Annotated in this window: 22 protein-coding genes; 13 read left to right on the forward strand and 9 right to left on the reverse strand. The window is 73.8% G+C overall.

All coding sequences use genetic code 11. The annotated features are described in order from the left end of the window. The first annotated feature begins 36 nt into the window (after positions 1 to 36). From ACIBI9_RS44450 to ACIBI9_RS44460, 3 genes are read left to right on the forward strand one after another with little or no spacing between them, the layout of a single operon-like run. Entirely contained in the window at positions 37 to 2,214 is a 2,178-nt protein-coding gene (locus ACIBI9_RS44450) for a hypothetical protein (RefSeq protein ID WP_397231946.1), read from the forward strand. Next, positions 2,211 to 3,335, forward strand: a complete 1,125-nt coding sequence (locus tag ACIBI9_RS44455) for a DUF58 domain-containing protein (protein ID WP_397231948.1) — start codon at positions 2,211 to 2,213, stop codon at positions 3,333 to 3,335. Before ACIBI9_RS44450 ends, ACIBI9_RS44455 begins: the two co-directional genes overlap by 4 nt. Then, complete coding sequence (locus tag ACIBI9_RS44460) at positions 3,323 to 5,659, forward strand: DUF3488 and transglutaminase-like domain-containing protein (protein WP_397231950.1); 2,337 nt, start codon at positions 3,323 to 3,325, stop codon at positions 5,657 to 5,659. Before ACIBI9_RS44455 ends, ACIBI9_RS44460 begins: the two co-directional genes overlap by 13 nt. A gap of 6 nt (positions 5,660 to 5,665) precedes the next feature. Here ACIBI9_RS44460 and ACIBI9_RS44465 read toward each other — a convergent pair whose 3' ends face one another. Genes ACIBI9_RS44465 through ACIBI9_RS44475 form a run of 3 tightly spaced genes read right to left on the reverse strand, consistent with a single transcriptional unit; the run spans position 5,666 to position 9,401 of the window. After that, complete coding sequence (locus ACIBI9_RS44465; RefSeq protein ID WP_397231952.1) at positions 5,666 to 7,552, reverse strand: protein kinase; 1,887 nt, start codon at positions 7,550 to 7,552, stop codon at positions 5,666 to 5,668. Beyond that, entirely contained in the window at positions 7,549 to 8,757 is a 1,209-nt protein-coding gene (locus ACIBI9_RS44470; RefSeq protein WP_397231954.1) for a hypothetical protein, read from the reverse strand. The genes ACIBI9_RS44465 and ACIBI9_RS44470 overlap by 4 nt, the downstream gene beginning before the upstream one ends. Positions 8,758 to 8,768: 11 nt before the next feature. Then, the gene (locus tag ACIBI9_RS44475; RefSeq protein ID WP_397231956.1) at positions 8,769 to 9,401 is read right to left on the reverse strand and encodes a hypothetical protein; all 633 of its coding nucleotides are present in this window, start codon (positions 9,399 to 9,401) and stop codon (positions 8,769 to 8,771) included. 127 nt (positions 9,402 to 9,528) lie between these two features. Here ACIBI9_RS44475 and mycP point away from each other — a divergent pair, with 127 nt between their 5' ends. From mycP to ACIBI9_RS44515, 8 genes are all read left to right on the forward strand, one after another. Beyond that, a complete protein-coding gene (gene mycP, locus ACIBI9_RS44480; RefSeq protein WP_397231958.1) occupies positions 9,529 to 10,695 on the forward strand; it encodes a type VII secretion-associated serine protease mycosin in 1,167 nt (388 codons plus the stop codon). 83 nt (positions 10,696 to 10,778) lie between these two features. After that, the gene (locus ACIBI9_RS44485) at positions 10,779 to 11,102 is read left to right on the forward strand and encodes a WXG100 family type VII secretion target (protein ID WP_397231960.1); all 324 of its coding nucleotides are present in this window, start codon (positions 10,779 to 10,781) and stop codon (positions 11,100 to 11,102) included. Between the two features lie 16 nt (positions 11,103 to 11,118). Further along, the gene (locus ACIBI9_RS44490; protein WP_397231962.1) at positions 11,119 to 11,418 is read left to right on the forward strand and encodes a WXG100 family type VII secretion target; all 300 of its coding nucleotides are present in this window, start codon (positions 11,119 to 11,121) and stop codon (positions 11,416 to 11,418) included. Between the two features lie 17 nt (positions 11,419 to 11,435). Next, on the forward strand, positions 11,436 to 11,771 hold the full coding sequence (locus ACIBI9_RS44495; RefSeq protein ID WP_185072260.1) for a hypothetical protein: 336 nt from the start codon (positions 11,436 to 11,438) through the stop codon (positions 11,769 to 11,771). Between the two features lies 1 nt (position 11,772). Next, the gene (locus ACIBI9_RS44500; RefSeq protein ID WP_397231964.1) at positions 11,773 to 13,035 is read left to right on the forward strand and encodes a hypothetical protein; all 1,263 of its coding nucleotides are present in this window, start codon (positions 11,773 to 11,775) and stop codon (positions 13,033 to 13,035) included. A gap of 4 nt (positions 13,036 to 13,039) precedes the next feature. Next, positions 13,040 to 13,366: a hypothetical protein gene (locus ACIBI9_RS44505; protein WP_397231966.1), complete on the forward strand. Its 327-nt coding sequence runs from the start codon at positions 13,040 to 13,042 to the stop codon at positions 13,364 to 13,366. Positions 13,367 to 13,368: 2 nt separating this feature from the next. Beyond that, on the forward strand, positions 13,369 to 14,070 hold the full coding sequence (locus ACIBI9_RS44510; protein WP_397231968.1) for a hypothetical protein: 702 nt from the start codon (positions 13,369 to 13,371) through the stop codon (positions 14,068 to 14,070). Continuing rightward, on the forward strand, positions 14,067 to 14,495 hold the full coding sequence (locus tag ACIBI9_RS44515; protein WP_397231970.1) for a YbaB/EbfC family nucleoid-associated protein: 429 nt from the start codon (positions 14,067 to 14,069) through the stop codon (positions 14,493 to 14,495). Before ACIBI9_RS44510 ends, ACIBI9_RS44515 begins: the two co-directional genes overlap by 4 nt. Here ACIBI9_RS44515 and eccCa read toward each other — a convergent pair. After that, on the reverse strand, positions 14,492 to 18,487 hold the full coding sequence (gene eccCa, locus ACIBI9_RS44520; protein ID WP_397231972.1) for a type VII secretion protein EccCa: 3,996 nt from the start codon (positions 18,485 to 18,487) through the stop codon (positions 14,492 to 14,494). The genes ACIBI9_RS44515 and eccCa overlap by 4 nt on opposite strands. A gap of 102 nt (positions 18,488 to 18,589) precedes the next feature. On the opposite strand from eccCa, the gene eccD reads away from it, so the two are divergent. Next, positions 18,590 to 19,972 (forward strand): type VII secretion integral membrane protein EccD, encoded by a 1,383-nt coding sequence (gene eccD, locus ACIBI9_RS44525; protein WP_397231974.1) that lies wholly within the window; start codon positions 18,590 to 18,592, stop codon positions 19,970 to 19,972. Here eccD and ACIBI9_RS44530 read toward each other — a convergent pair. Together ACIBI9_RS44530 and ACIBI9_RS44535 are read right to left on the reverse strand one after the other, a co-directional pair. Beyond that, positions 19,969 to 20,808, reverse strand: coding sequence for a hypothetical protein (locus ACIBI9_RS44530; protein ID WP_397231976.1), 840 nt, complete (start codon positions 20,806 to 20,808; stop codon positions 19,969 to 19,971). The genes eccD and ACIBI9_RS44530 overlap by 4 nt on opposite strands. After that, positions 20,805 to 21,122: a hypothetical protein gene (locus tag ACIBI9_RS44535; protein WP_397231978.1), complete on the reverse strand. Its 318-nt coding sequence runs from the start codon at positions 21,120 to 21,122 to the stop codon at positions 20,805 to 20,807. Before ACIBI9_RS44535 ends, ACIBI9_RS44530 begins: the two co-directional genes overlap by 4 nt. Positions 21,123 to 21,273: 151 nt before the next feature. Between ACIBI9_RS44535 and eccB the strand changes: the two genes are divergently transcribed. Further along, positions 21,274 to 22,692 carry a type VII secretion protein EccB gene (gene eccB / locus ACIBI9_RS44540; RefSeq protein WP_397231980.1) on the forward strand — a complete coding sequence of 473 codons (1,419 nt, stop codon included), beginning with the start codon at positions 21,274 to 21,276 and terminating at the stop codon, positions 22,690 to 22,692. Here eccB and ACIBI9_RS44545 read toward each other — a convergent pair. From ACIBI9_RS44545 to ACIBI9_RS44555, 3 genes are read right to left on the reverse strand one after another with little or no spacing between them, the layout of a single operon-like run. Then, positions 22,686 to 23,765 carry a transglycosylase SLT domain-containing protein gene (locus tag ACIBI9_RS44545; RefSeq protein WP_397231982.1) on the reverse strand — a complete coding sequence of 360 codons (1,080 nt, stop codon included), beginning with the start codon at positions 23,763 to 23,765 and terminating at the stop codon, positions 22,686 to 22,688. The two genes, eccB and ACIBI9_RS44545, sit on opposite strands and share 7 nt — an antisense overlap. Next, the gene (locus ACIBI9_RS44550; RefSeq protein ID WP_397231984.1) at positions 23,762 to 24,037 is read right to left on the reverse strand and encodes a hypothetical protein; all 276 of its coding nucleotides are present in this window, start codon (positions 24,035 to 24,037) and stop codon (positions 23,762 to 23,764) included. The genes ACIBI9_RS44545 and ACIBI9_RS44550 overlap by 4 nt, the downstream gene beginning before the upstream one ends. Before the next feature lie 14 nt (positions 24,038 to 24,051). Then, positions 24,052 to 25,008, reverse strand: a complete 957-nt coding sequence (locus tag ACIBI9_RS44555) for an ArsR/SmtB family transcription factor (RefSeq protein ID WP_397231986.1) — start codon at positions 25,006 to 25,008, stop codon at positions 24,052 to 24,054. Positions 25,009 to 25,238 lie beyond the last annotated feature (230 nt).

The following is a 25,238-nucleotide window of genomic DNA, read 5'->3' on the forward strand; positions in this document are numbered from 1 at the left end:
TGTCCGCGGGCACGTACACGTACGGGATGTGAGTCGGTGGCCATTCGGTGGCGAAATGCGGCGGGGCGGCGGGCGGCGGGAATCGTCGCGGGCGCCCTCGTCGCCGTGCTGGTCGGCGTCGGCCTGTTCCTGGGCCAGGGCGTCTCCAGCGCCCGCCCCAAGCTCTCCGACGTCGGGGCGTGGCTCGGCAGCGCGCTCAACGGCGAGGTGGTGCACGCCAACGGCCTGTCCGGACAGCTGGACGGCCGCGTGGACCTGGCCTCCGCCGAAGGTGAGCCGCTCAAGGTGGTGCAGGACGGCAACAACGTGCTCGTCATGGACTCCACGGGCAAGGTCGGCCGCATCGACCCCACCCAGCTGGAGGTCGCCCAGACCAACACGCTCGGCGCGGGCGGCATGCAGATCGTGATGGGCGGCGGGAAGGCGTACGGGATCGACCCGCGGGCCGGCACCGTGCAGCAGCTCGACCCCCTGACGGTGAGCACGATCGGCTCCCCGATCACCCTCAAGGCGCCGCTCGGCCAGGCCGGACTCGGCAAGGACGGCACGCTGTGGGTGCCGGTGCCCGAGGAGGGCACGCTGGTCCAGGTGAACGACGGCCGGCAGGTCAAGGCCGTGACGGTCGGCGAGCCCGGCGACCCGCTCACCCTGACGATCGCGAACGGCGCCCCGCTGGTCACGAACTCCGCCGCCGCCTCCGCCATGCTGATCGGCCCGGCGGGCACCCGGCTCCAGGTGTCCCTGCCCAGCACGGTGACGGGCGCGGGCGGCGGCGGCCTGCTGGTCCCGCCGGTGGCCGAGAGCCGGATCGTGCCGATCCTGGAGCCCAAGAAGGGCGCGCTCGTCCTGGTCGACACCGCCGGCGGCGGGCTGACCACGGTCTCGGTGAAGGGCGGCAAGCTGGGGGCGCCGCAGGCGCTCGGGCGGCGCGTCTACATCGCCGACGAGAGCACGGGCCGGCTCATCGTGTACGACACGGTGGCCAAGGCGTTCGAGCCCGAGAAGGTCGTCACGGGCAAGGCGGGGCCGCTGGAGGTGTTCGTCAAGGACGGGCTGCTCTGGGTGAACGACCAGTTCAGTGAGACCGCCCTGGTCATCGAGCAGGACGGCAGGGGGCACCGGGTCGGCAAGTACGACGAGGCGCTCGGCCAGAAGGACACGCCGACTCCGCTGCCGATCCCGACCTTCACGCCCACGGTGGTGCAGCCGACCCAGGTGCCCACCCGGTCGACCAGGCAGCCCACCGGGAAGCCGACGTCCGTGCCGACGAAGACGAAGACGGCCGCGCCGACGGTGACCGTGACGAAGACCCCCACCCCGACTCCCTCGGACACGCCGACCCCGACTCCGACGCCGACGCCCACTCCCACGCCCACCCCCACGCCGACCCAGACGCCTGATCCGCCGGGATCGGTGACGGCCAAGTCCGGGCCCGGCTGGATGGAGGTCACCTTCACGCCCTCCCGCCAGGGCACGGTCAAGGGTTACTCGCTCAAGGGCGCGTCCGGCGCCGCCGACGTCACGCCGTCCCGCGTGCAGCCCGACGGGCCGTACCAGTTCCGGGTGAACGGCGGCCGGTGCGACCAGGAGTACACGTTCCGGGTGGTCGCCGAGTGGTCCGGCGGCGAGGTGGAGTCGCAGTCGTCCGTGCCCGTGCGACCGTGCGTCGCGCCGGGCAGGCCGTCCGGCTTCACCGCCAAGGGCAAGAACCACGGCGCCGACCTGACCTGGTCGGCCCCGGAGAACGCGAGGGACGGCGGCGTCACGTACACGCTGGACGGGCCCGGCAACCATCCGGGGTCACCGGACGGCACCGGCGCCGAGGTCACCGGGCTCAAGAACGGCCAGTCCTACACCTGGACGCTGCGGGCCAAGAACGCGGCGGGCGAGAGCGAGGAGCGCGCGGAGGCCACGGCCGACCTGCGCCCGCCGTCCGCCCAGTTCAGGAACGCCAACAACAACGACAGGGACACCCTCATCCGCTCCGGGCCCAGCCCCGGCGCCGAGGCGGGGCGCATCCCCAAGGGCGAGTACATCACGATGACCGTGCTCTGCCAGCAGAAGGGCGCCTCCTACACCGACACGGACACGGGCATGAGCAGCGACGTGTGGAACAAGGTGGAGTCCAGCCGCGGCAACGGGTGGCTCAACGACGTGCTGATGGACACCCCGAAGGGGGGCTTCCCCGCGGCCCCGCTCTGGGAGTGCGAATGATCACCAGGGCGGGGTGGGGCCTGGTGGCCGCCTCGGTGGTGGTCTACGCCGTGGGGGCGCCGTTCGGGTACGCCCAGGCGGCGGTCCTCGCGGTGGCGGGGCTGGCCGCCGTGGGCGCCAGCGCGCTGTGGACGCTCCGCGGGGCCGGGCTGGACGTGCGCCGGGAGCTGACGCCGGTCAAGGTGGCCAGGGGCGACCCCGCGGTGGCGCTCCTGCACGTGCGGAACACCGGCCGCCGGCGCCACGCCGGGCTGGTGGCCCGCGACCTCTGCCGGGGCACGTCCGTCACGGTGGAGGTGCCGGCGCTGGCCCGCGACACCGCGCGGACGGTGTCGTACCGGCTGCCCACCCGGCGGCGCGGGGAGACGCCCGTCGGGCCGCTGCTGCTCGACCGCACCGACCCGTTCGGGCTGGCGCGGCGCTCGATCGCGTACGGGCGCACCGACCTGCTCCTGGTCCGGCCGCGTACGGTGCCGCTCGCGCCCCCGCACGCCGGCCGCCGGCGGCACCTCGACGGGCTCGACTCGCGCTCCGCGCAGAGCGGGGCGATCAGCTTCAACGGGCTGCGCGACTACGTGATCGGCGACGACCTGCGGCACGTCCACTGGCGCTCCACGGCCCGCACCGGCGTCCTCATGGTCAAGGAGCTGACCGACGTCAACCTGCCGAGCACGGTCACGGTCCTGGACACGCGGCACTCGTCGTACGAAGGGGACGACGAGTTCGAGCTGGCCGTGGACGTGGCGGCGTCGGTGGCCTGCGCGGTGACGCGCGACCGCTTCCCCGTGCGGCTGCTCACGGGGGCGGGGGAGCTGCTGCATGCCAAGGGCGGGCCGGGCGAGACCGAGGAGGTCCTGGACCGGCTGGCCGTGGTGGAGCGCTCCGAGCAGGCGGACGCGCCGCTCCACGCCCTGCGCCGGGCGGGGTCTGGCGGGGCGCTAGTGCTGGTCAGCGGCACGTTCGCGGGTCTCGCGGACGCGGCGGCGGTGCGGCGGCGCTTCGACGAGGTGCTGTTCGTGCGGGTGGGCGATCCGGTGGAGGGCGGGCGGCCCGCGGCGGCCGGGGTGACGGTCATCGAGGTCAGCGACCTGGCGGAACTGGCGGCGGCATGGCCCCGCTAGCCGGGCCCTCGCCCCACGACGTCGCGGTGCCGCAGGGGCGCATCGCGACGCCCCCGGGCCCCGCCCCGGTGCAGGGTGCCGGGTCGGGTGCCGGGTCGGGTGCCGAGTCGTCGCAGGCGGGCGTGTCGGGTGCCGGGCCGGCCGGTGGCGAGCCGGCGGGGGCGCCGGGGCCGGGCGCTGGAGCTTACGCGGCGGGGGCGCCGGTGCGGGGGCTGGTGTCCGTGGGGGTCGTGGCGTTGCTGGCCGCGACGGCCGGGCTCGCGTTCGACGGGGTGTTCCCGTTCGCAGCCCTGCTGCCCGTCGTCGGCGTGGCGGCCGGGGTGCCGTGCGTGCTGTCGGTGCTGCTGTACGGCCGGTTGCCGCTCTGGGGAACGATCCCGGTCAGCGTGCTGGGCTGGCTGGTGGCGGTGTCGGCGACCCTGTTCAGGTCGGAGGCCTGGCTCGGGTTCCTGCCCGGCCCGGCCGCCGTGCGCGCGGCGCTGCTCGGCGTGCGCGACGCGGGCGGCCGGCTCCTGACCACGATCCTCCCGGCGGCGCCCGACAGCACGGCCGTCGTGCTGGTCAGCTTCCTGGTCTGGGCCGCCGCCCTGGCCGGCGCGGAGATCGCGCTGCGGTCCAGGGCCGTCATGCTGCCCGCCCTGGCCGGGCTCCCCGCGCTCGCCGTCGCGGTCGTGCTGGGGGTCGCAGGGGCCGGGTCCGTGGTGCCGTACGCGGCGGTGTTCGCCGGGCTCACCCTGCTGCTCGGCCTGGTCAGGGCGGCCAGGTCGGCGGGGACGGTCGCGGTGGGCGTGCCGCTGCTGGCCTGCCTGGTGCTGGCGGCCGTCGTCACGGCGCCCGTCCTGCCCATGGCCGACCGCCCGTACGACGTGCGCGGGCTCGTCGAGCAGCCCCCGCCGCGGCCGATCAACGGCGTGAGCGCGCTCGACCAGGTGTCGGCGTGGCTGCAGAACCCGCAGCGCGAGCTGTTCACGGTCGGCACCGCCTCCGAGGCGAACCTGCGCCTGGCCGTCCTGGACACCTTCGACGGGGTCACGTGGACGTCGGGCGCCGGGTTCGTCCCCACCGGCGGGCGGGTGCCGGGGCAGGAGGGCGGCGGGGACCCGGTCACCCAGCGGTTCACCCTGCAGAAGCTCCCGGGCCCGTGGCTGCCCGCCGCCGACCGGCCGCTGCTGGTGAAGGGCACGGGCATCGTGGTCGATCCCGCGACGGGCATGCTGGCCGGCACGCAGGCGCGCGAGGGCATGACGTACGAGGTGACCTCGGGGATCCGCCGCTACCCGGCGGAGGAGCTGCGCGCGGCCGTCCCCGCCGCCGACCCGGCCGCGCTGCGGCTGCCGGACGGGCCGGACGGCCGCACGCCGCCGCAGCGGGCCCGCCTGCTCGCCATCGCCCGCCGCGCCACGGCCGGGGCGCAGAGCCCGACGCAGCGGGCCGCCCGGCTGGCGGCCTACCTGCGCAAGCACGCGGTGAACGACGTCAACTCGCCGCCCGGGCACGGCTACCGCAGCATCGAGTTCTTCCTGACGGAGTCGCGCAGGGGGACGACGGAGCAGTTCGCCGCCTCGTTCGCGCTGCTGGCCCGCGCGATCGGGCTGCCGAGCCGGATCGTCGTGGGCTTCCGCCCGGGAACCGGCTCCGGCGGGGTTCGGCAGGTGCGGGGCGGGGACGTGCTGGCCTGGGCCGAGGTCGAGTTCGAGGGGATCGGGTGGGTGCCGTTCTACCCGACGCCGTCGCGTACGCGCTCGGGAGGGGGCGGTGACGTGGCCGAGGGCGCGCCGAAGCAGGCGCGCGAGATCGAGCAGGCGATCAACAGCGACTCAGCCGAGCCCAAGCCGACCCCGACGGCGGCCAACCGGGCCACCCCGACCCCGGCGCCGCGTCCCGGCGGCTCCGCGGGCCCGCTCGTCTGGGTGGCCGTGCCCGCCGCCGTGCTCCTGGTGTATCTCCTCGCGGTCCTCGTCGTGCCGCCGCTGAGGCGGATGCGCCGCCGCCGGGCCGCCGCGCCCGCCACCCGGGTGGTGGGGGCGTGGCGGCAGACGGTGGCCAGGCTGCGCGTGGCCGGGATCCCGGTGTCCTCGGACGCGCTGACGGCCGGTGAGGTGGCGTCTCTGGCCGAGTCCGTGCTGGGTCCTTCCTCGCGTGAGCCGCTCACGACGCTCGCCGACCTGGCCAACCTGGCGACGTTCGGGGGAGCGCCGGTGGACCAGGCCGACGCCGACCTCGCCTGGCGCCACTTCGGCGGCGTGGACGCGCTGGTGCGGCAGAAGGCCGGCCTCGCGAGCAGGCTCGCGCACCGCCTGTCGCCGCGATCCCTGGTGGGCTAGCCGGTCTCAGGAGGACGGCGGGGTGGCCGGGGGGAGCACGATCGGGGGCTGGACCTGGTCGTCCTGGCCGCCGGGGCTCGTCTCCGCGGCGCCGCGGATGCACAAGGCCGGCGACCACGCCACGGACGAGGGTTGGCCGAGGGCTACCACGGTGCCGACCTTGAAGCAGTAGCCCGTGACCGGGTCGAGGCCGCCCAGGGTGTGGGTGTTGCGGCCGCTCGCCGCCGGCACCAGCCGGTTGCCGGGGGCCTGCTGGATCACCACGGGGTAGCCGCTCTTGCGTACCGCCTTCCAGGCGAGCGTCACGGTGGTGCCGTTGTCGGAGACCACCTTGAGGCTCTTGGGACGGTACGCGGCCACCGCGGCGGGATCGACGGTCTGGCGGCGCGGTGGGGGCGGCTCGGACGGCTTACGGGTCTGCGGTTGCGACTCGCCCGGCGGCGTCCGCTGGTCCGTCGGCCGGTTCGTCGGCCGGTCGGTTGGCTGGTCTGTCGGCTGGTGGTCGGGCTGGGGTGGTGTGCCGGGGGTCGTGGGGTCGAGGGCGGCGGCCGTCGCGCCGACGGGTTGCGCCCAATCGGCGTCGGGCCGGCCGTTCATCGCCAGTGCCACGCTGCCCACGCCCACCAGCACGGCCAGCGCCGAGGCCGTCGTGACCAGCAGCGGGATCCGGCTGCTGCGGCCCGGCTCGGCTACGGGGGCGTGGAGTGCGGAGACTTCGGGGGGCGGCTGGGAGAAGGGCTGGGGCCCGGCGGGCGGCCTGACCTGGGAGCGGTCGGGGTCCACCGTCCAGACCAGCTCACGGGGCCCCGACCGCTCCACCGCTCCCGAGTCCTCCGGCGAGGGGGAGGGGGAGGGGGAGGAGAGGCGCGAGGTGAGGGGCTGGCCCGCATCACCGAGGGGCAGACGGACGGGATCGCCGAGGGGCAGGCGCGCCGTCGGGGGCTGGCCTGAGTCCCCGAGGGGCAGGCGGGCCGTCGGCGGTTGGACCGCGTCCCCGACGGGGAGGCGGGCGGTCGGTGGCTGTGCCGCGTTCCCGACGGCGAGGCGGGTGGTCGGTGGTTGGGCCGGATCCACGGCGGGCGGGCGGGTCGTCAGAGGGCGGGAGGCGACGGTGATCAGGTCGGCGGCCGTGGGGCGGGCGTCCGGGTCCTTGGCCATCGCCTTCAGCAGGGTCTCCGCCAGGTCCGGCGGCACCCCCGGCGGGAGCGGCGGCGGTGCCTCCGTCAGCACCCCGAGCACGAACTTGGCCGTGCCCCCCGCCCCGTCCAGCGGGAACGCGGGCCGGCCCGCCAGCAGCTCGTACGCCATCGACCCGAGCGAGTACACGTCGGAGGCGGGCACGGGCGGGTGGCCCTCGAGCTCCTCCGGCGCCGCGTGCACCGACGGGAGGGTGCCGTCGGGCAGCTCCACGATCGACATCAGCGCGGACATGGCGAACCCCGTGAGCGCCACCCCGGGACCGGCCACGATGACGTTCTCGGGGGTGACCCGGCCGTGCACGCCTCCCGCCGCGTGCGTGGCCGCGAGCGCGTCCGCCACCGCCCGCAGCAGCCCCACCGCCTCGTCGACCGGCATCGGCAGGCTCCGTCCCGGCCGCTCGGCGAGCGTGAGACCGCCGTGGAGCGGCGTCACCAGGTACGGCCGCCCGTCGCCGGTGGCCCCCACCTCCAGCACCGGGATCACGCCGTCGTGGGCCGCCAGCGCCTCAGGGAAGCCGAAGCCGCGGACGATCCGCTTCAGCGCCCGCCGGTCCGCCCGATGGCACGCGAGCGTCTTGACCAGCACCTCGGCCCCCGTGGCCGCGGATTGAGCGAGGTGCGCGGTCCACGGGCCGTCCTGGCCGGCCCGCTCCAGCAACCGGTAGCCGCGGACCCGCTCGGTCGTCACCGTCATGCGATCACGGACGGGCCGCCCATGTCATCGGTCTCGAACGCCTCATCCTCCACCAGCGGGAACCTGGCCCTGTCGCGGTCCCGCTCGTTCCCGTTCTGGCCGCCGCCCATCATCGGCGGGATCATGCCCATCGACATGCCGGTGGCGCCCAGCCGGCCCGCGCCGCCCACGGGCGATCCCGAGCCGCTGAGCTGCGTGGCCGGGACGCTGCCCGGCAAGGTGCCGGGACCGCTGCCGGTGGGCTGGCCGGTGGCCGCGCCGGGCGGCAGGTTCGTCTGCGGCAGGCCCGTCTGGGGCGGCAGACCCGCGAGGTCCGTCGTGGGTGTCTGGGGCAGTTTGGGGGTGTTGAGCTCGAGGTTCTTCAGGTCCGGGGTCTGCGGGGTCTGGAGCGAGGGATCCTTCAGTGAGGGGTCCTGCAGTGACGGATCCTTGAGCGAAGGGTCCTTCAGCGAAGGGTCCTGGAGGGAAGGGTCCTTCAGTGAGGGGTTCTGAAGAGACGGGTCCTGGAGGCCGGGGGTGTCGAGGCCGGACGGGGTGCCCGGCAGGCCGAGGCCGGGGGTCCCGTACGGGGAGCCCAGGCCGGAGCCCGCGTACGGATCACCGGTGAGGCCGCTCGGCAGCCCCGGCCCGGACCCGAGTGACGGGTCGGTCATCCCCGCCTGCGGGGCCGTGGACCGCTGCTCCACATAGCCCGCGATGGCCCCGTACACGTCCCCCATGAACCTGTTGAGCTGCCGCAGGTGATGGCGGGCGAGCGCGTGGCCGTTGGTGTCGCTGCCGAAGGCGTCGCCGATGTCGTCGTCGAGGCCGACGCTGCCCGTTCGCGGCACGTTGTTGTGGAACCAGGGGAGCACCTGGGCGCCGTACCACTCCAGGGGCACGCCGACCGACTCGGCGGCGATGCTGATGCGCGCGAGGTCGCGCTGCAGCTCGCCGACGGTCTCGAAGATCTTCTGCAGGGACTCGCCGCCCAGCGTGTCCGCGATGCGCCCGGCCTGGTTGTGCAGGAGCTCGACGGACTCGGCGCACATCCCGGCGATCTCCTTGTACCGCTTGCCCGCGTCGGCGACGCGGGCCGGGTTGGTGCTCTGGATCAGCGCGGAGACGCCGTCGCTGCTGTCCGAGTCGCCGTTGCCGGTCGGCGCGATGTCGTCGATCTGCGGCGCCCGGGTGTCCTTGAGAGCGTCCGTCCAGTAGTCGGTCATTCCGTCCCCCGTCAGGTACGCGTGCGCAGGCCGCCCGCGATGGACTGGTCGGCGCTCTTGGCGGTCTTGACGGTGTCGTCGAGCGCCTGCACCACGGCCGCGTACACCGAGTAGACGCGGTTGATGGCGGCGTCCAGCGTGCTCTGCGCCTTGTCGGTGGTCGCCTTCATGTCGGCGGCGGCCTGCCAGGCCCCGAGGTCGCGGTCCGACAGCCCGGCGAGGGTGAGCCGGACCTTGAGGCTCTGGCCGCCCACCTCGCCCTGCAGGCGTTTGAGGTCCTGGCGGAGCTGCTCCACGGGCGACGACGGGAGGGGCCTGCCGGTGGCCGGGTCCTCGTACTCGCCGACCTTGATGAACATCTCCTTCTTCGCCGTCCCCGGGTCGACCGGGTTGCGGGCGAGCAGGGCCTCACGGTCGGCGTCCGTCGGCGTCCGGGGGGCCTCGCCGGGATAGTCGCCGTTGCGGTGGAAGTAGATGTGGTCGGCGTACGACTCCTCGATGTTGTCCGGATTGAAGTCGTACTCGGTGCCGCTGAAACCGCCTTCGTAGGTCTGGGTGATCTGCGGCCGCTGGTATACCGACAGGCCGACGCCCGGCCTGGGGTTGCCGTGCGCGCCGTCTCCCTCGGCCTCAGGTGTCGACATGCTTCCTCTCCGCGGTCGAAGGACATACCGGCACTTGCCTATCCCGCGCTCCGCCCGGCGGCGCTTCATTTCAAGATATTTCTAAGAGACCAGCCACCGATCGGAAATGTCGGCAGACTGCCTGACCGTGCCTTTCTCCTGGTACGGCGCCGCGGCCATCGGCCTGGTGCTGACCCTCACCCCGACCCCCGCGCCCACGTCCACGTCCACGGTCACGTGCGATCCCCAGCCCGGCGTGGCGGAGGTCACCGGCAAGCCGTGGCCGCAGGAGAGGCTGAGGTTCGAGCGGGTGTGGCGCTTCACCAAGGGCGAAGGGGTGACCGTCGCCGTCGTGGACAGCGGCGTGGACGCCACGCACCCCCAGCTCGCCGGCGCCGTCACCGCCCGGATCGACCTCACGGGCACGGACCTGCGCGACTGCGTCGGGCACGGCACGGCGGTGGCCGGGATCATCGCGGGACGGGACCTCACCGCGCGCGGCGTGCCCGTCATGGGCGTCGCTCCGGCCGCCCGGATCCTGTCGATCAAGCAGACCGAGGGGAGCTCGGGCGACGTGTCCAGGCTGGCCCAGGGCATCAGGCGCGCCGCGGAGATGGGCGCGGACGTGATCAACGTGTCCGTGCAGGCCCACGACCATCCCGCGCTGAAGGCCGCGGTGGCGTACGCGCAGGCCAAGGACGCGGTGATCGTGGCGGCCGCGGGCAACGTGCGGCAGGAGGACGGCGTGGTCACGCCCGCGTACCCGGCCGAGTATCCCGGTGTGATCGCGGTCGGCTCGGCCTCGCCGGACGGCGGCAAGTCGGAGTTCTCCAACAGCGTGACCCGCATCTCGGTGACCGCCCCGGGAGCCGGGATCACGAGTGCGTGGACCGGCGGTGGCTACCGTACGGAGCTGGACGGCACCAGCTTCGCCGCCCCCTTCGTGGCGGGCGTCGCCGCCCTGGTCAGGGCCAGGCATCCCGAACTCGATCACTGGCAGGTCAAGCGCCGGCTGGAGCGCACGGCGGAGGGCGGCGGCGCGGCCGGCACCGGGGCCGGGATGGTCAACCCGCTGCTGGCGGTCACCTCGGTGCAGCCCGACGCCGAGGAGAGCGCGCCCGCCGCGCCGCCGATCGTGCTGGCCAGGGCCCCGGTGCCGGACCCGCGCACGCGCGGAGTCGCGATGGCGATCACGGCGGGGGCGGTGGGGGCCACCGCGCTGGTGGTGTTCCTGGCGTTGACGCTGCCCAGGGCCCGTCGCAGGGGCTGGCGGGCCGGAGGGGCCACGACATTTACAGGAAAGTTGAAATCGTAGCCCTGCCCGCTTTGACCCATTTACTTTGATCCGCAGTACGGAAACCCGGTCAAATTCGGGCTCACGAGATCCGAGAGGTGCACGTGGCAGAGCCGACACGCTATCAAGAGGGCAGTCAACATAGCGCGGCGGAACGCGCGCTCATCGCACACCAGAACATCACCCAGATCCACAACAGGCTCACCCAGATTCCCGCGACGCTCGGCGCCGCCTGGCAAGGCGACTCCGCGAACATCTACCGCCAGGTCCTCGACGAGTGGAACCCGCAGTTCAAGAAGGTCATCGACGCGCTGCACACGATCGCCGAGAACCTCAAGGGCTCGGGCATCACCTACACCGAGGCGAACACCCAGGCCAGCGAGGTCGCCACGAGGCTCAAGGCGGCGCTCGGCGGCGGTCAGCTCTGACGAACGGAGAATCACCATGACGGGTGGCGGAGACATCATCCTCGCCAATTTCGACGAGATGGACGAGATCGCGTCGGAACTCGGCCGGGCCTACGCCAATCTGGTCGGCGAGCTGGCCGACCTCGAAGACGACCTCAAGGTCCTGGAGACCTGGGACGGCTCCGCCAAGGAGGTCTACCGGACGGCCAAGGAGCAGTGGAACAACGCGGTCGTGGCCATGGGTGACACCATGCAGCGCATGGGCCCCGCCCTGCACGACGCCACGGAGATCATGCGCGACGCGGAGGCCGCCAACATCCGCCGCTGGGGCACCTGAGACGGGTGGACCAGCGCGTGGACCAACCTCTCATCGACCCGGCCACCGCGGGCGACACGGCGATGTGCAAGCCGGAGGCCCTCCTCGACGTGGCCGGCAAGCTCGGCGACAGCCTGCTGCCCCGGTTGCGCGCGGCCGCGTACCAGGTGCCCGACCTGTCGCCGGCCGCCCCGGGGAGCTGGGACATCGCCCAGGGGTACGGCGAGACCGTGCGCAGGGCCCGGGTGGCGACGGGCGATTCGCTGCAGTTCGTCATGGAGCAGGTCCAGCGGATCGTCGACGACCTGGCCGCCACCGCGAACACCGTGCGGGACGCCGACCAGCGCGCCGCGGGCGCGGTGCCGCGTACGTGATGTGAGGGACCTGTTGCCGCAACCACAACCGATCAAGCACGGCTGCCTGCAGGGCGGGAACGTCAACGCGTACGGCGGGCGCGAGGAGATCCGGCGGCTGGTCTTGGGGACCGGGCCGGAGGAGTTCGCGCCGGTCGTGGACGCGTACAAGAAGACGTCCCAGCTGCTCACCGACACGATCGCGGCGCTGGGGGACAGCGCGGCGCGCCTGGTGGCCGACGGGAACTGGGGCGGGGAGTCGGCCAGGGCCATGCTCACGCGCATGAACCGGCTCCAGGCGTACCTGCAGTCGCTGCGGAACGGTGTGGACGGCGTCCCGCCCGGGCTGGAGACGGTGGGCCACGAGCTGGCCTCGGCCAAGGAGCGCTTCGACAAGGCCACGGAGCAGCAGGAGTACTGGGTGGAGGCGAGCGGCATGGGTGCGGGGTCGATGCAGCCGCTCAACGATCCGGACGCGGACGCGCGGGCCTTCATGCAGCAGCTCAACGGGGTCTACCAGCGGGCGTACACGACCATGCCGGACGCCCTCGCGTGGGACCCGGAGCTGGCCTCCCCGGCCCCCTACCTGCCGCCGCCGGTCGACCCCGTCTCGGCGCCGGCGCAGGGCGGTGACCTGCCGTTCGAGAGCACGGTGCCGGTGCGGTCCCGCACCGATCTGGCCGCCACGCCCGGCCACCCATTGACTCCCGCGGGTCCGCTACCCGGTCAAGCTGCGGTGCCGGGTGCGCCCGCGGGTACACCACCGCTCGCGACCTCCCTGGCGAACTCGCCGGGCGGCACGTTTCCCGCCGTGGGAGGCCCCGCCCCGGCCGGGCACGTGCCGCCCGCCGGGCTGCCGCCGTCACCCGGTACGGCGCCATCGGGTCCCGGTGCCCGCACCACGGGGACCACCCCGGCCGGGACCACGAGACCGCCGGGCAACCCAGGAAACCCGGGTAATCCGGGCAACCCGGGTACGGGCCGCCCGGGGACGAATCGCCCGGCGGATCCCTATCAGAGCCCGGGCACGAGTGCGGCTCAGGAGCCGGCCGGGCCGTCCGTGCGGCCGGGCAGCGTGCCGGTCGTGGACGGCTCATGGCCCCCGGCCAGGTCCCCCGTGGCAGGGGCCGAGCCCGGCGCGACGGCCTCCGGCGGCGTGCCGTTCCTGCCCATGGGCGGCCCCGCGGACGGCGGGCAGAACGCCCGCAGGTCGACCGCGGCGAAGGGCGACGACGACGACTTCTTCCGGCCCGCGGTCGTGCACGGCCCGCCGGTGGTGGGGTGAGGCCATGTCCGGCGACTTCGTGGCGACGCAGGTCGGCTCCATCCGCGAGATGGGCCGCAACATGGTCGCCGCCCCCATGCGGGACCTGGAACGGATGTCCTCGGCCATCGGGCACGTCGATCTCTCCTCCGGCGCCTACGGCGCGTTCGGCCTGGTCGGCGGTTCGCTGGAGCAGGCGTTCGACGTCGTCAAGCGTGCCGCGCTGGCGTATCTGACGGTCAAGCGGGCCCAGGCGTCCGGCATCCATGACAAGGCGTACAGCACGGCCAACACCTACGTGGACGGCGACGGGAACGCCGGCCGGGCGGCCGCCGACATCACCAGGACGTGATAATGCTCGAACAACCGTGGTCCGTCATCGAGGGCTCGGCGATGGCCGTGACCGGCTCCCTGCTCCTCGGCTGGAACCGCGCCCGCTACGCCACCCTGGTCCTGCCCCTCATGTACGGCGACACCGCCCAGCAGCGGGCGGCGGCCGAGGCGTGGGAGGAGCTGGCCGGGGGCCTGCGGGCGCACCCGAAGATCGTGGACGACTCCGTCAGGAACGTCGAGTGGACCGCCCCCAGCGCCGAGCTCTACAAGGGCACCGTGCAGCAGTACGCCGACGACGCCGCCGACAAGTCCGCCTCGCCCAAGGCCTCGGCCGACACCCTGCGCCTCACGGCCGGCGTGTACGACGTCCTCGGCAAGGCCGTCTTCCTCACCGGCGCGAGCATCCTCACCGCCGGGGTGATGCACAAGGTCGCCCAGCTGAACCCGTACACCAGGGTCGCCGCGGAGGTGGCCGCCACCGGGTTCGGCCGCCGGGCCGACCACCAGGCCGGCGCGATCGCCGCCAGGGCGCGGGCCTTCGCGGAGAGTGGCAAGGGCGTGCTGGGCAAGGTGGCGCAGAAGCTGGTGCAGATGTCGCCCGCCAAGCAGGCGCTCGTGGGCGGCGCCGCGGCCGTCACGGCCGGGGCGATGGGACAGTCGGCGGTCGCCGACCAGTTCAGCGGCACGAAACTCGAGGCTCCGACTCCGGGGGTGAAGGCATGACGGCGTTCGACGAGAGTGCCATGGACCGGCTGATCGCCGAGGCCCAGCGGCCCGCGGGCGGGCTGGACGACCTCTACGAGCAGGTCCTCGCCGTCAAGGGGACCGCGCAGGACCCGGACAAGCTGGTGCGGATCGAGTGCTCGGCGCAGGGCGTCACCGGGCTGGACATCGACCCGAGGGCCATGCGCTGGGGCTCGCAGCGCCTCGCCGAGACGATCCTGGTGCTGATCGCCGACGCCCTGTCCGACATGCAGGCCAAATCGACCGAGCTCCTCGGGGACGTGCTGGGGGAGGGCCCGCTGGACCTGGCCGCCGAGAACAACCCTGCCGACCTGCGCATGCGGGAAGCGCGGGAGGCGTACGAGCAGGCCATGGACCAGGCGGTGGCCGAGCTGGGCCGCATCGAGCGCGACCTGGACCGCTAGGGGCCGGGGTCGAGGTAGGCGGTCTGGACGAGCTTCTCGCCCGACCGCCGGTCCACGTAGAGCCCGCGCCCGGGCGGGAGCTGGCGCGGGCGCACGTTCCCGAACAGCTGCCCCTCGTCCCGGGGCCCCGACAGCATCACGGCGGGCGAGTTCATCTCCTTCAGCCGCCGCACGATCGGGTCCAGCATGCTCCGCCCGGCCCCGCCCATGGCGCGCGCCAGGACCAGGTGCAGCCCGATGTCCCTCGCCTGCGGCAGCAGCTCGCCGAGCACGGACAGCGGGTTGGCCGAGGTCGCCACGAGGTCGTAGTCGTCCACGATGACGTACAGGTCCTGGCCGGTCCACCAGCTCCGCGTCCGCAGCTGCTCCGAGGTGAGGTCCGGCGGCGGCAGCCGTGTCTGCATCACCTCGTGGACGCCCTTGAGCAGTTCGGCCGCGGCGGCGCTGGAGGCGGCGTACCCGATCCGGTGCTCGGTGTCGGTCGCGTCCAGCAGCGAGCGCCGGTAGTCGATGACGATGAACCGCGCCTCCAGCGGCGTCTTCGCGGTCGCGAGGCCCCGGGTGAGCACCCGCAGCAGGTTGGTCTTGCCGCTCTCCGTGTCACCGAACACCACGAAGTGCGGGTCGGCGTCGAAGTCCAGCAGCACGGGCGCCAGGGCGGCCTCGTCGATCCCGATCGGGATCCGCGTGCCGCCCTCCGGGGGAGCCGGGAGGGTGTGCGCGGGGAGCAGGGCGGGCAGCAGCCGGACGGGTGGCGCCGGATGCCCGCGCCAGGCCGCCGCCGCGGCCTCGACCAGGGCGGCGACCCCGTCGGCGAGGTCGTCCACGGTGGAGCGGCCGTCGACGCGCGGCAGCGCGGCCAGGAAGTGCAGGGCCTCGCGGGTGAGCCCGCGCCCGGGGGCCCGCTCGGGCACGTTGGAGGCCGCCTTGCGGTCGATCTCGGAGTCGAAGGAGTCGCCGAGCCGCAGCTCCAGCCGGGTGCCGAGCAGGTCGCGCACCCCGGCCCTGAACTCCATCCACCGGTTCGCGGTGCCGATCACGTGGATGCCGAACCCCAGACCCCGGGTGACCAGGTCACCGAGGTCGGGTTCGAGCAGCTCGTACTCCTGGCGCAGGATCGCCCAGCCGTCCACCACGATGAACACGTCACCCCAGCCGTCGCCCTCGTAGGCGCCGGAGGCGACCATCCGCCGGTAGGTGGCCATGGAGTCGATCCCGCGCTCGACGAACAGCCGCTCGCGCCGGTCGAGCAGCGTCTTGACCTCGGCGACCGTCCTGCGTACCGCGTCGGCGTCCAGCCGGTTGGCCACCCCGCCGACGTGCGGCAGCCCGGTCAGCGAGGACAGCGTGCCCCCGCCGAAGTCCAGGCAGTAGAACTGCACCTCCTTGGGGGTGTGCGTGAGCGCGAGCGAGGCGACCAGCGTGCGCAGCAGCGTGCTCTTGCCGGTCTGCGGCGCGCCGACGATCGCGACGTTGCCGGCCGCCCCCGACAGATCCAGCCAGTACGGGTCCCGCCGCTGGTCGAACGGGCTGTCCACGATCCCCGCCACGGCGTGCAGCCGCCCCGGCCGGTCCTGGCCGCTGCCCGCGGCCGTCAGCCCGTGCTCCGGCGTGACCTCGACGGGCGGCAGCAGCTGGTCGAGCGAGGCGGGCTCCTTGAGCGGCGGCAGCCAGATCCGGTGCGCCGCGGGCCCCTGCCCGGCCAGCCGGCCCACCACGATCTCCAGCAGGCTGTCCTTCTTGCCCTGCTTCCCGGACTCCGCCACCACCGGCGGCGCCTGCTCGACGGGCGGCATCGGCACCCGCTCCGGCCCGTACCAGACGATCTTCCCGCGGTGCCCGGCGCGCGCCGTCACCGCCGGCCCCTGCGCCGAGGCCACCTGGTACGGCCCCGACACGTACGCCGCCTTGAACCGCGTCATGCCCGTGGTCTCGAACATCAGGTAGGCGTTGCCCGGCTCGGGCGGCAGCGAGTACGCGTCCGCCACCCCCAGCACGGCCCGGCTCTCGGCCGCCGAGAACGTCCGCAGGCCGATCCGGTACGACAGGTGCGTGTCGAGCCCGCGTAGCCGCCCCGACTCCAGCCGCTGCGAGGCCAGCAGCAGGTGCACGCCCAGCGACCGGCCGAGCCGCCCGATCATCACGAACAGCTCGATGAACTCCGGCTTGGCCGACAGCAGCTCGCTGAACTCGTCCAGCACGATGAACAGCGTCGGCAGCGGCCGCAGGTTCGCCCCCTGCTCGCGGGCCTGCTCGTAGTCCCGCAGCGAGGCGTGGTTGCCGGCCGCGCGCAGCAGCTCCTGGCGGCGTACCAGCTCGCCGTGGAGCGCGTCGTGCATGCGGTCCACCAGCGGCAGCTCGTCCTCCAGGTTGGTGATGACCGCCGAGACGTGCGGCAGCGTGTCGAGCCCGAGGAAGGTGGCGCCGCCCTTGAAGTCGACGAGCACGAAGTTCAGGGTCTCGGAGGAGTGCGTGATCGCCAGCGCCAGCACGAGCGTGCGCAGCAGCTCCGACTTCCCCGAGCCGGTCGCGCCGACCACGAGCCCGTGCGGTCCCATGCCGCCCTGGGCGGCCTCCTTGATGTCCAGCTCGACGGGCCGCCCGTCGGCGCCCAGGCCGATCGGGACCCGCAGCCGGTTCCTGACCGGGCGGGGCTGCCACGTCTGGGCGGGTGCGAGCCGCCGCGCGTCGCCGATCCTGAGCAGGTCGGTGAGCGTCGTGTTCGTGGCGAACACGTCCCGCACCTCCTCCGCGCCGGCCCCCGAGCCGGTCCGCATCGGCGCGAGCTGCCTGACCAGGGCGGCGAACGCGGGCGGGTCGAGCCGGTCCGGCCGCCCCAGCCCCGACCTGACCTCCTTGCCGAGCTCGTCCTCGGCGACCCTGACCACCTCGCCGGCGCCGACCTCCAGCCGCAGCGTGAGCTGCGCGGGCACCTGCGCGGTGGTGCCGCCGACGTCGATCACGGTCACGCCCTCGATGACGTCCAGGCCGAGCTGGCTGCCCGCGGGCACCGTGCCGCCGTCCACCACGACCACGTGGTACGGCAGCGCGTCGGGCGAGAGCCCCTTGCTGAAGCGCGGCCGGTCCTTCAGCTCGAACCCCAGCAGGTCGTCCAGCTCGCCCAGATCCCCCGCGACCAGCCGGACGAGCCCCGCGCCGTCCTCCTCGGTGGGATGCAGGGCGTGCGGCAGCCACTTGACCGGCTCCCACTCGCGGGCCCTGTCGGCGCCCGCGCAGACCGAGATCCGCAGGTCCTCCGGCGAGTGCAGCGCCGCCGCCTGGGCCAGCAGGGCCCGCACGAGCCCGCGCGCCGCCGCCGGGTCGCCCGTGATCACGATCCTGGCGAACGAGTGCAGCGCCAGCGCCACCGGCAGCCCGGGAACGGTCGCGTGCGTGCGGACGAACCGCCGCAGCGCGCCCGCCGTCACCGGGTCGAGGTCCTCGATCGGCTTGGTCTCCGGCGGGATCAGCGGCAGCGCCAGCCGCTGCGCCGAGGTGGCGATCCTGATCTGGGCGAAGTCGTCGTCGCGGGGCCGCCGCTCCCACAGCCGGGTGGTCATCACCAGCGACCACAGGGCGGCCGGGTCCGGATGGTTCCAGGTCATGGCCTTGTGCTGCTGCGCGGCGGCGGCCCGTACCCGCTTCCTGACCTGCTCCAGGTAGCGGTAGTAGTCGCGGCGCTGGCCGTTGAGCTGGCTCTTGCGCTCGCCCGCGCCGCGCATCATCTGGCCCACGGTCATGCCGATCATCGAGACCGCGAACAGGCCGCTGGAGACCAGCATGATCGGGTTGTTCGTGGAGCCGCCGGTGAACATCAGCGCCATCGCGCCCGCGCCCGCCAGCATCGGCAGGTACGTCAGGAGCTGGGTCAGCCCGCCGCCCGTCACCGTCTCGGGGATCTCGGGCGGGGACTCCAGCAGGACCTCGCCGCCGGGAGGTTCGGGTGGCCGGCGCCGCTCGGGCCTGCGGACCACGATCAGGCTGCCGCTCACGACGCCATACAAGCCGCTGACGTAGTGAAACAGGCGATATTTCAAAATTCCTGTACGTATTAAGCCCGTCGCGTTCGGTGTCCGATCCATACACTCGTCCGGGTGAGCGCCACCGGAACCGACCTGTGCCGGGTCACCGTCGTGACCCCGCGTGGATTCCTGGACCTGGGCCTGCCGCCGGACATCCCGCTCGGCAACATGCTGCCCACCCTGCTGCGCGTCGCCGGCGAAGGGCTCGCGGAGGCGGGGCTGGCCCACGGCGGCTGGGTGCTGCAGCGCCTGGGCGGCCCGCCGTTCGACGTGAACGCGACCCTGTCGGAGCTGGCCGTGTACGACGGCGAGATGCTGCACCTGCGGCCGCGCGGCCACGAGCTGCCGGAGGTCGTCTTCGACGACGTCGCCGACGCGGTGGCGACCGGCGTGCTGGAGCGCACCGGCCGCTGGCAGCCCGCCACGACCAGGGCCTACGGGCTGCGCGCCGCCGCCGTGCTGCTCGGCGCGGGCGCCGCCGCGCTGCTGGCGACCGGCCCGCCCAGGCTGCCCACGGCCCTCGTCGCGGGCGCCGTCGCGCTGGTCCTGCTGCTGGTGGCCGTGGCGCTGTCGCGGGCACTCGGCGACGCGCGGGCGGGCGCGGTGATCGGGTACGCGGCCCTGCCGTACGGGTTCGTCGCGGGCCTGACCGGACCGGCGTCGGCGGCCCTCGTCCAGCCGGACACCCTGCTGTCGGCCTGCGGCGTGGTGCTGATGCTGGCCACGGCGACCGGGTTCGCGGTCGCCCAGGGGCTGCCCACGTTCCTCGGCGTGGCCGCCGCCGCGCTGTCCGGGCTGCTGGCGTCCGGGCTGGTCATGGCCTTCGACCTGCCCGCAGCCGGGGTGGCGGCGGTGCTCGCGGCCCTCGCGGTGGGGCTGACCACGGCGATCCCCTCGCTGTCGTTCCGGCTGGCGGGCATGCCGCTGCCCGCGCTGCCGACGACGGCGGAGGAGCTGCGCCGCGAGAGCGGCGACCTGGACGGCGAGCTGGTGATCGACAAGACCGTGGTGGCCGACCGCTTCTGCACGGGGCTGGTCGCCGGCGTGGCGGTGATCGTGCTCGCCGCCCAGGTGCTGCTGACGCTGGCGGGCACCTGGGCCGCGTTCGCGATGAGCGCCGTGCTGTCGCTGTCGCTGCTCATGCGGGCCCGCGTGTTCGAGGGCCGCGGCCAGCGGGCCTGGCTGCTGACCGCGGCCCTGCTGGGGGTGGCCCTGCCCGCCGCGGCCGCGGTGGTCACGGCGGCCGACGGGCTGGTGCTCTACGGGATCGTCCCCGGGCTGGTCGTGCTGGCCCTGGGCGTGGTGGGGACGGCGCTGTGGCTCACGTCCGCGCGGCCGTCCCCCTTCTGGGGCCGCGTGGGCGACATCTTCGACATCCTGCTGATGATCGCCCTGATCCCGCTGGCGCTGGCCGTGATGGACCTGTACGAGACCATCCGGGGCCTGGTGAGCTAGCCACGGCTCTTGACCACGTCCTCGAGGCTCATGTCGCCGCCCGGCGCCTTGACCGTCCACTGGAAGGACCCCGTGCCGGGCGGCAGCGGCTGCCCCTGCGGGGGCGCGGCGAACGTCCCCGCCTTCGCGGGGTCGACGGCCCCCGTGCCGAAGTCGATCGCCGCGGCGCCGGTCGGGCGCATGAAGGCCAGCTGCACGGCCGCCGTCCCGCCGACGCCCGCCGCGACGCCGCCCAGCACGTCCTTGAGCCCGAGCGAGCCGAGGAAACGCTTCAGCGCGCCGGTCGAGGCGGCCAGCGACGCGCTCGCCTGGACCCCCGTCCTGCGCATCGCGATCCTGGCCGCCAGCCTGGTCTGCGGCGCCAGCGCGAGGACCTGCAGCGCGGCCAGCCGCAGGTACGTCTCCTGCGCGATCTTGGCCGCCGCCCCCCAGTAGACCATGAACCCGTCGCCGATGCTGTCCACGTGCCCCGCCACCCACTGCACGTTGGTGCGGAAGGCGTCGAGCTCGGCCCGCAGCCGGTTGGCCGCGCTCGCGAACTCCTTCTGGTCCCCGGCGATCCAGTTCTGCCCCGAGTTGTTGATCACCATGGTCAGCGTGTTGTTCGCGCCCTTGTCGAGCCGGCCGCCCGCGCCGGCCTGGAGGTTGGCGGCCGCCTCCCAGATGCCGGGCACGTTCGCGACCGCGGGAACGGTGGCCAGCAGGCCGACGGCGACCGACGGCTCCATCCTGGCCGCCTTGCGCAGGAGGCCCTGCACGGCCTCGGGGTCGGGCGGGTTCTTGGACAGGCGCAGGGAAGAGCCGTCCCTGGCGCGCCCGGCCACCCTGGGCCTCATGGCTTCTTCACCCGCTGGACGATCAGGTCCTCGGCGGTGCGCCAGTTACGCTCGGCGAAGGCCAGGTCCTCGCCCTCCCACTTCCGCACCACCGCGAGCGCGGTCTCGGTGTCGCGGGCGAACGAGTCGATCAGCGACCGGTACAGTGCCCCGACCGTCCACTCGCCCAGCGGGCCCCAGCCGGGGAAGCCGACCGACCGGTTCTCCTCGAAGATCTGGCGCACCTCGTCGAAAACCGGCAGGACGTCGTCCCTGATGCCCCGCCGGACCTCGCCGATCGCGTCGGGGGTGATATAACGCGTATCCGGATTCACGATCATCAGCCTGTAACGTGCCGGGCGCGCGGGACAGGTACGTCATTCACTGGTCATTGATCATTCTCAATTACGAAACCAGACAGCTTCTCCCTATTTATCCCGATAAATTGGGTTAAGTAGGGGAGTCATGTGATCCAAGGGGCGGGAGTTGCACAGCCAGCGCGACCTTTATCAGGCGTACCGCCTCACCGTTCAGCGCATCGGACTGGCGCTCCTGCGGGCCCAGCCGAACCAGCCCGAATGGCCGCTCCGCCGGCAGAACATCGGCTTCCTCGCCGGCATCATGGTCGCGGTCCTGCTCTGCGTCGGCTTCGCGGTCTTCGGCCTGCTGCGCCCCGGCGGCACGAAGGCGCTGGAGGAGCCCGGCACGCTGATCATCGAGCGCGAGACCGGCGCCAGGTACGTCTACAGCCAGGAGCAGCGCAGGCTCATCCCCGTCGCCAACTACGCCTCCGCCCGCCTCGTGCTCGCCTCCCAGGACGTCAAGGAACGCGTCGTCGCGCGGGAGGCGCTGACCAAGTACGAGCGCGGCGCCCTCATCGGCATCCCCGAGGCCCCCGACTCGCTGCCCGGCCCGGCGAACCTGGCCCGCGGCCCCTGGGCGGCCTGCGTCCAGGAGCGCGCCGAACCGACCGGGCGCAAGCCGTACGTGACGCTGGTCGCCGGGCGCGACCTCGGCGGCACGCCGCTCGCGGAGGGGAACGCGCTGCTGGTCGACGTGGGCGGGCAGCGGTGGGCGATCTGGCGCGGCACCCGCATGCGCGTCTCCACCGGCATCGCCCGCGGGCTCGCCTCGGCCGTCCCCGCCGCCGTGCCCGTGGCCTGGCTGAACGCGCTGCCCGAAGGGCCCGACCTGGCCGCGCCCGACGTCCGCGGGCGCGGTCGGCCGGTGGCGGGGCCCGGGGGCAGGACGGCGGCCGTGGGGCAGGTCTTCCGGGCGGGCGGCGTGGCCGGCGGCGAGGACCGCTGGTACGTGCTGCTGGACGACGGCCTGGCCCCCATCACGCAGACCCAGGCCACGCTGCTGCTGAGCGACCCCGACAGCAGGGCGGCCTACGGCGGCGGCGCGGTCAGGGAGATCGCCGTCGACGCGGCCTCCGCCAACGCCGCCCCCCACTCGCGGACCGCCGTCCCCGCCGACGGCCTGCCCGCTGTGATGCCGCGCATGACCGCCTACGACCCGGCCAGTCCCATCTGCGTCGTCTACGCCGACACGGGCACCGGATCCACCCGCGTCCGGCTCACCACGGGCGCCAAGCTGCCCGAGCCGCGCGGCGACGCCACCGACCTGGTACGCCTGCCGCCGGGCCGGGCGGTACTGGCCGGCGTCCTGCCCGGCGACGGGCAGCTGAACGCGGTCCAGTCCTACTACCTGGTCACCGCCGAGGGCCGCCGCTACGCCGTCCCCGGCACCGACGTGCTGGCCAAGCTCGGCTACGCCCCGGGCCAGGCCAGCCCGGTGCCCGCCAACGTGCTCCAGCTCATCCCCGAGGGGCCGGTGCTCGACCCGGCCAGGGCCGCCAGGCCCCTGCTCGAAGGGGGGCGACCGCAGGCCGCGGGTCAGTAGCCGCGGTAGGCGCCGCCGGTCTTCATCGCGACCACGCCGGGCACGTTCGAGACCGAGCCGTAGGTCGCGATGGCGTACCGGACGCCCGCGATGATGTTGTCCACCGGGTTCCAGACGTTGTCGTGCCCCGGCAGCTTCCACCGCTCGAAGGTGGGGTCGATCGTCTGCATCAGGCCCTTGGACGGCGTGCCTTTGGCCGCGTTGGAGTCCCAGGTGTTGATGTTGTTCGGATTGCCGCCGGACTCGTTCCGGATGATCGTGTAGATGTCGTTGACGTTCATCTTCTCGACCGGGTAGCCGTTGGCCTTGAGTATCGCGATGGCCTGGTTGACCCAGTCGGTGATCTCCGCTGGAAGGGCGGGCCCGCCGCCGGGCGGGGGCGGGCCGCTGGAGCCGTACCCGCCGAACCCGGCGCCCGACGAGCCCGTGGCCGCGGCCAGGGTGGTCGGGAGCGGCTCGTGCTGGGCGGGCGACCAGCCGAGCGGTTTGCCCGCGCGGGGGGCGAAGGGCTGCGCGTCCGGCTCGCCCAGCTCGCCGGCGACGTCCGGGATCGTGCCGAGGGCCTTCTGGATCTTTCCCGCCGTGTCGGACAGGATCGTGCCGGTGTCGGCGACGAGCTGCCGCAGCGTGCCGCGGGCCTCGTCGAGCGCGGGTTTCAGGCTCTGGGTGACCTGCTCCTCGGTGGGCCGCGGGTCACGGCCGCGCACCTCCTGCGCGGCGGCGGCGTACGCGTGGCAGATCTGCAACGCCCGCGACTCGGCCGAGCGCAGGGTGCTCGCGGCGGCGTCGAGGTGGCCCGCGCACTCCTGCAGCGCCTGCCGCAGCCCGTCGCCGCAGCGCACCACCTGGCCCATGTAGCCGGCGAACGCCTCCGCGCTGCCGCCCTGCCACGCGCCGCCCACACCGGCGGTCGCGGTGCGGACCGCCTCGGTGTGCCGCTGACCGGTGCCGGCGGCGGTGCGCCAGGCGTTCGCCGCCGAGGCGATCCCGCCCGGGTCGCCGATCACCTTGGCGGCCAGCTCGGCCAGCTCCGCGCCACCCGGCGCGGCTCTGACCTCGTCGAGCGGGCTCATGCCCGGACCGCGCCGCCATCGGCGTCGATGACCGTGCGCCGGACGGCGTCGAGCGTGCGCTCGACCGCCTCCAGCCGGCCGCCCAGCGTCCTCGCCGCCAGCTCGGAGACCCGCGCCAGGTCGGCCGCCGCCGTGGCCATGGCCGCGGACCCGGACACGTCCCCGAACGCCGCCGCGCCCGGCGCCTGGCCTTTCATGCCCGAGAACGCGCCCGACGCCGCGCCGACAGCCTCGGCGCACGTCGCCAGCGCGTCGCGCTGGAACTTGAGCATCCCGCTCCTTCCCCTCAACGCCGGAAGAGCTCCAGCAGTTCGTCCGCCCGATGGGTGCGGGCGATCCACACCTCGCGCCCGCGGCGCTCGCGCGTGATCAGCCGTCCGGCCCGCAGCCGGTCGCAGTGGTACGTGAGGCCGCTGGGCGCGATCTTCATGTCAGTGGCCAGCATCGACATGGTCATGGGCTGGTCGAGCGCGCACAGCAGGTCCGCGCGGACCGGCCCCACGAGCGCCGACAGCTCGTCCACCGCCGGCGCGACGGGCTTGCGCCACAACGAGTCCGCCCCGCGCACGGGGTAGGCGATCCACACCGCATCCGGGTTGTCCATGCTGAGGATCAGGGCGTCCTTGCCGGCCAGCATGGGCACCAGGACGATCTTGCGGTCGCCCAGCTCGAACGCGCCGGGTTCGAGGTCCCGGACGAGCAGGCCGCGCTCGCCGTACACGATGCGCTCGCTGAGCGCGCCGAGCAGCAGCTCGGGCCCGCCGCGCACGGTGGCGACGCCGACCCGTTCGATCTCCCTGTCCAGCAGCGGGCGGCCGCGCTTCCACAAGGGTTCGGTGGTGTTCCAGACGTCGGCCAAGGCGCCGGCGTAGCCGCGCAGCCAGCGGTCCGGCCGCTCGGCCGCCGCCCGCCAGTGGGCGGGCAGCGGCCCCGGGCCGAAGGCCTGCTCGAGGTCCCTGATCAGGTGGTCAGGGGGCGTGTCGTGCAGGGCGCTGATCTGGGCCTGCATGGAGACGTCCTGGCCGACGGGCGTGTGCGGCACCACGCTGTCCGGCGCGACGGAGTGGCCGGGTGCGGCCAGCGGGCGTATGGCCTCGTGGCCCAGCGGGCCGACGCGCGAGCTGATCGCCCGCCGCCAGAGCTCGGGCAGGCCGCGGCGGCGGCCGGCGAGGGCGTCGGCGATCATGGCGAGGACGGTCAGGTTGGGCGAGATGGAGATGTAAAGCTGAGGTGTGGAGCTCACGCGCAGCTCGCTCCACACCTTTGTGCTTGTTACTTGGGCCCCCACAGGTAGGACTGTAGACAGGTAAGACATCCCCGGAGGAATGCTTCGAGAATGCTCGAAACGTCCGTAACGGGCATGATCAACTTCTACGTGATGCGAACGCTTCGGCTTTCCGGGACGCGCGTCCGCCGCTCTGGGGTCAAGTTCATGATGTGTCCTCTTTGTGGTGCTGTGTTGTGATTTATCGA

The organism is Nonomuraea sp. NPDC050451, assembly GCF_044458585.1.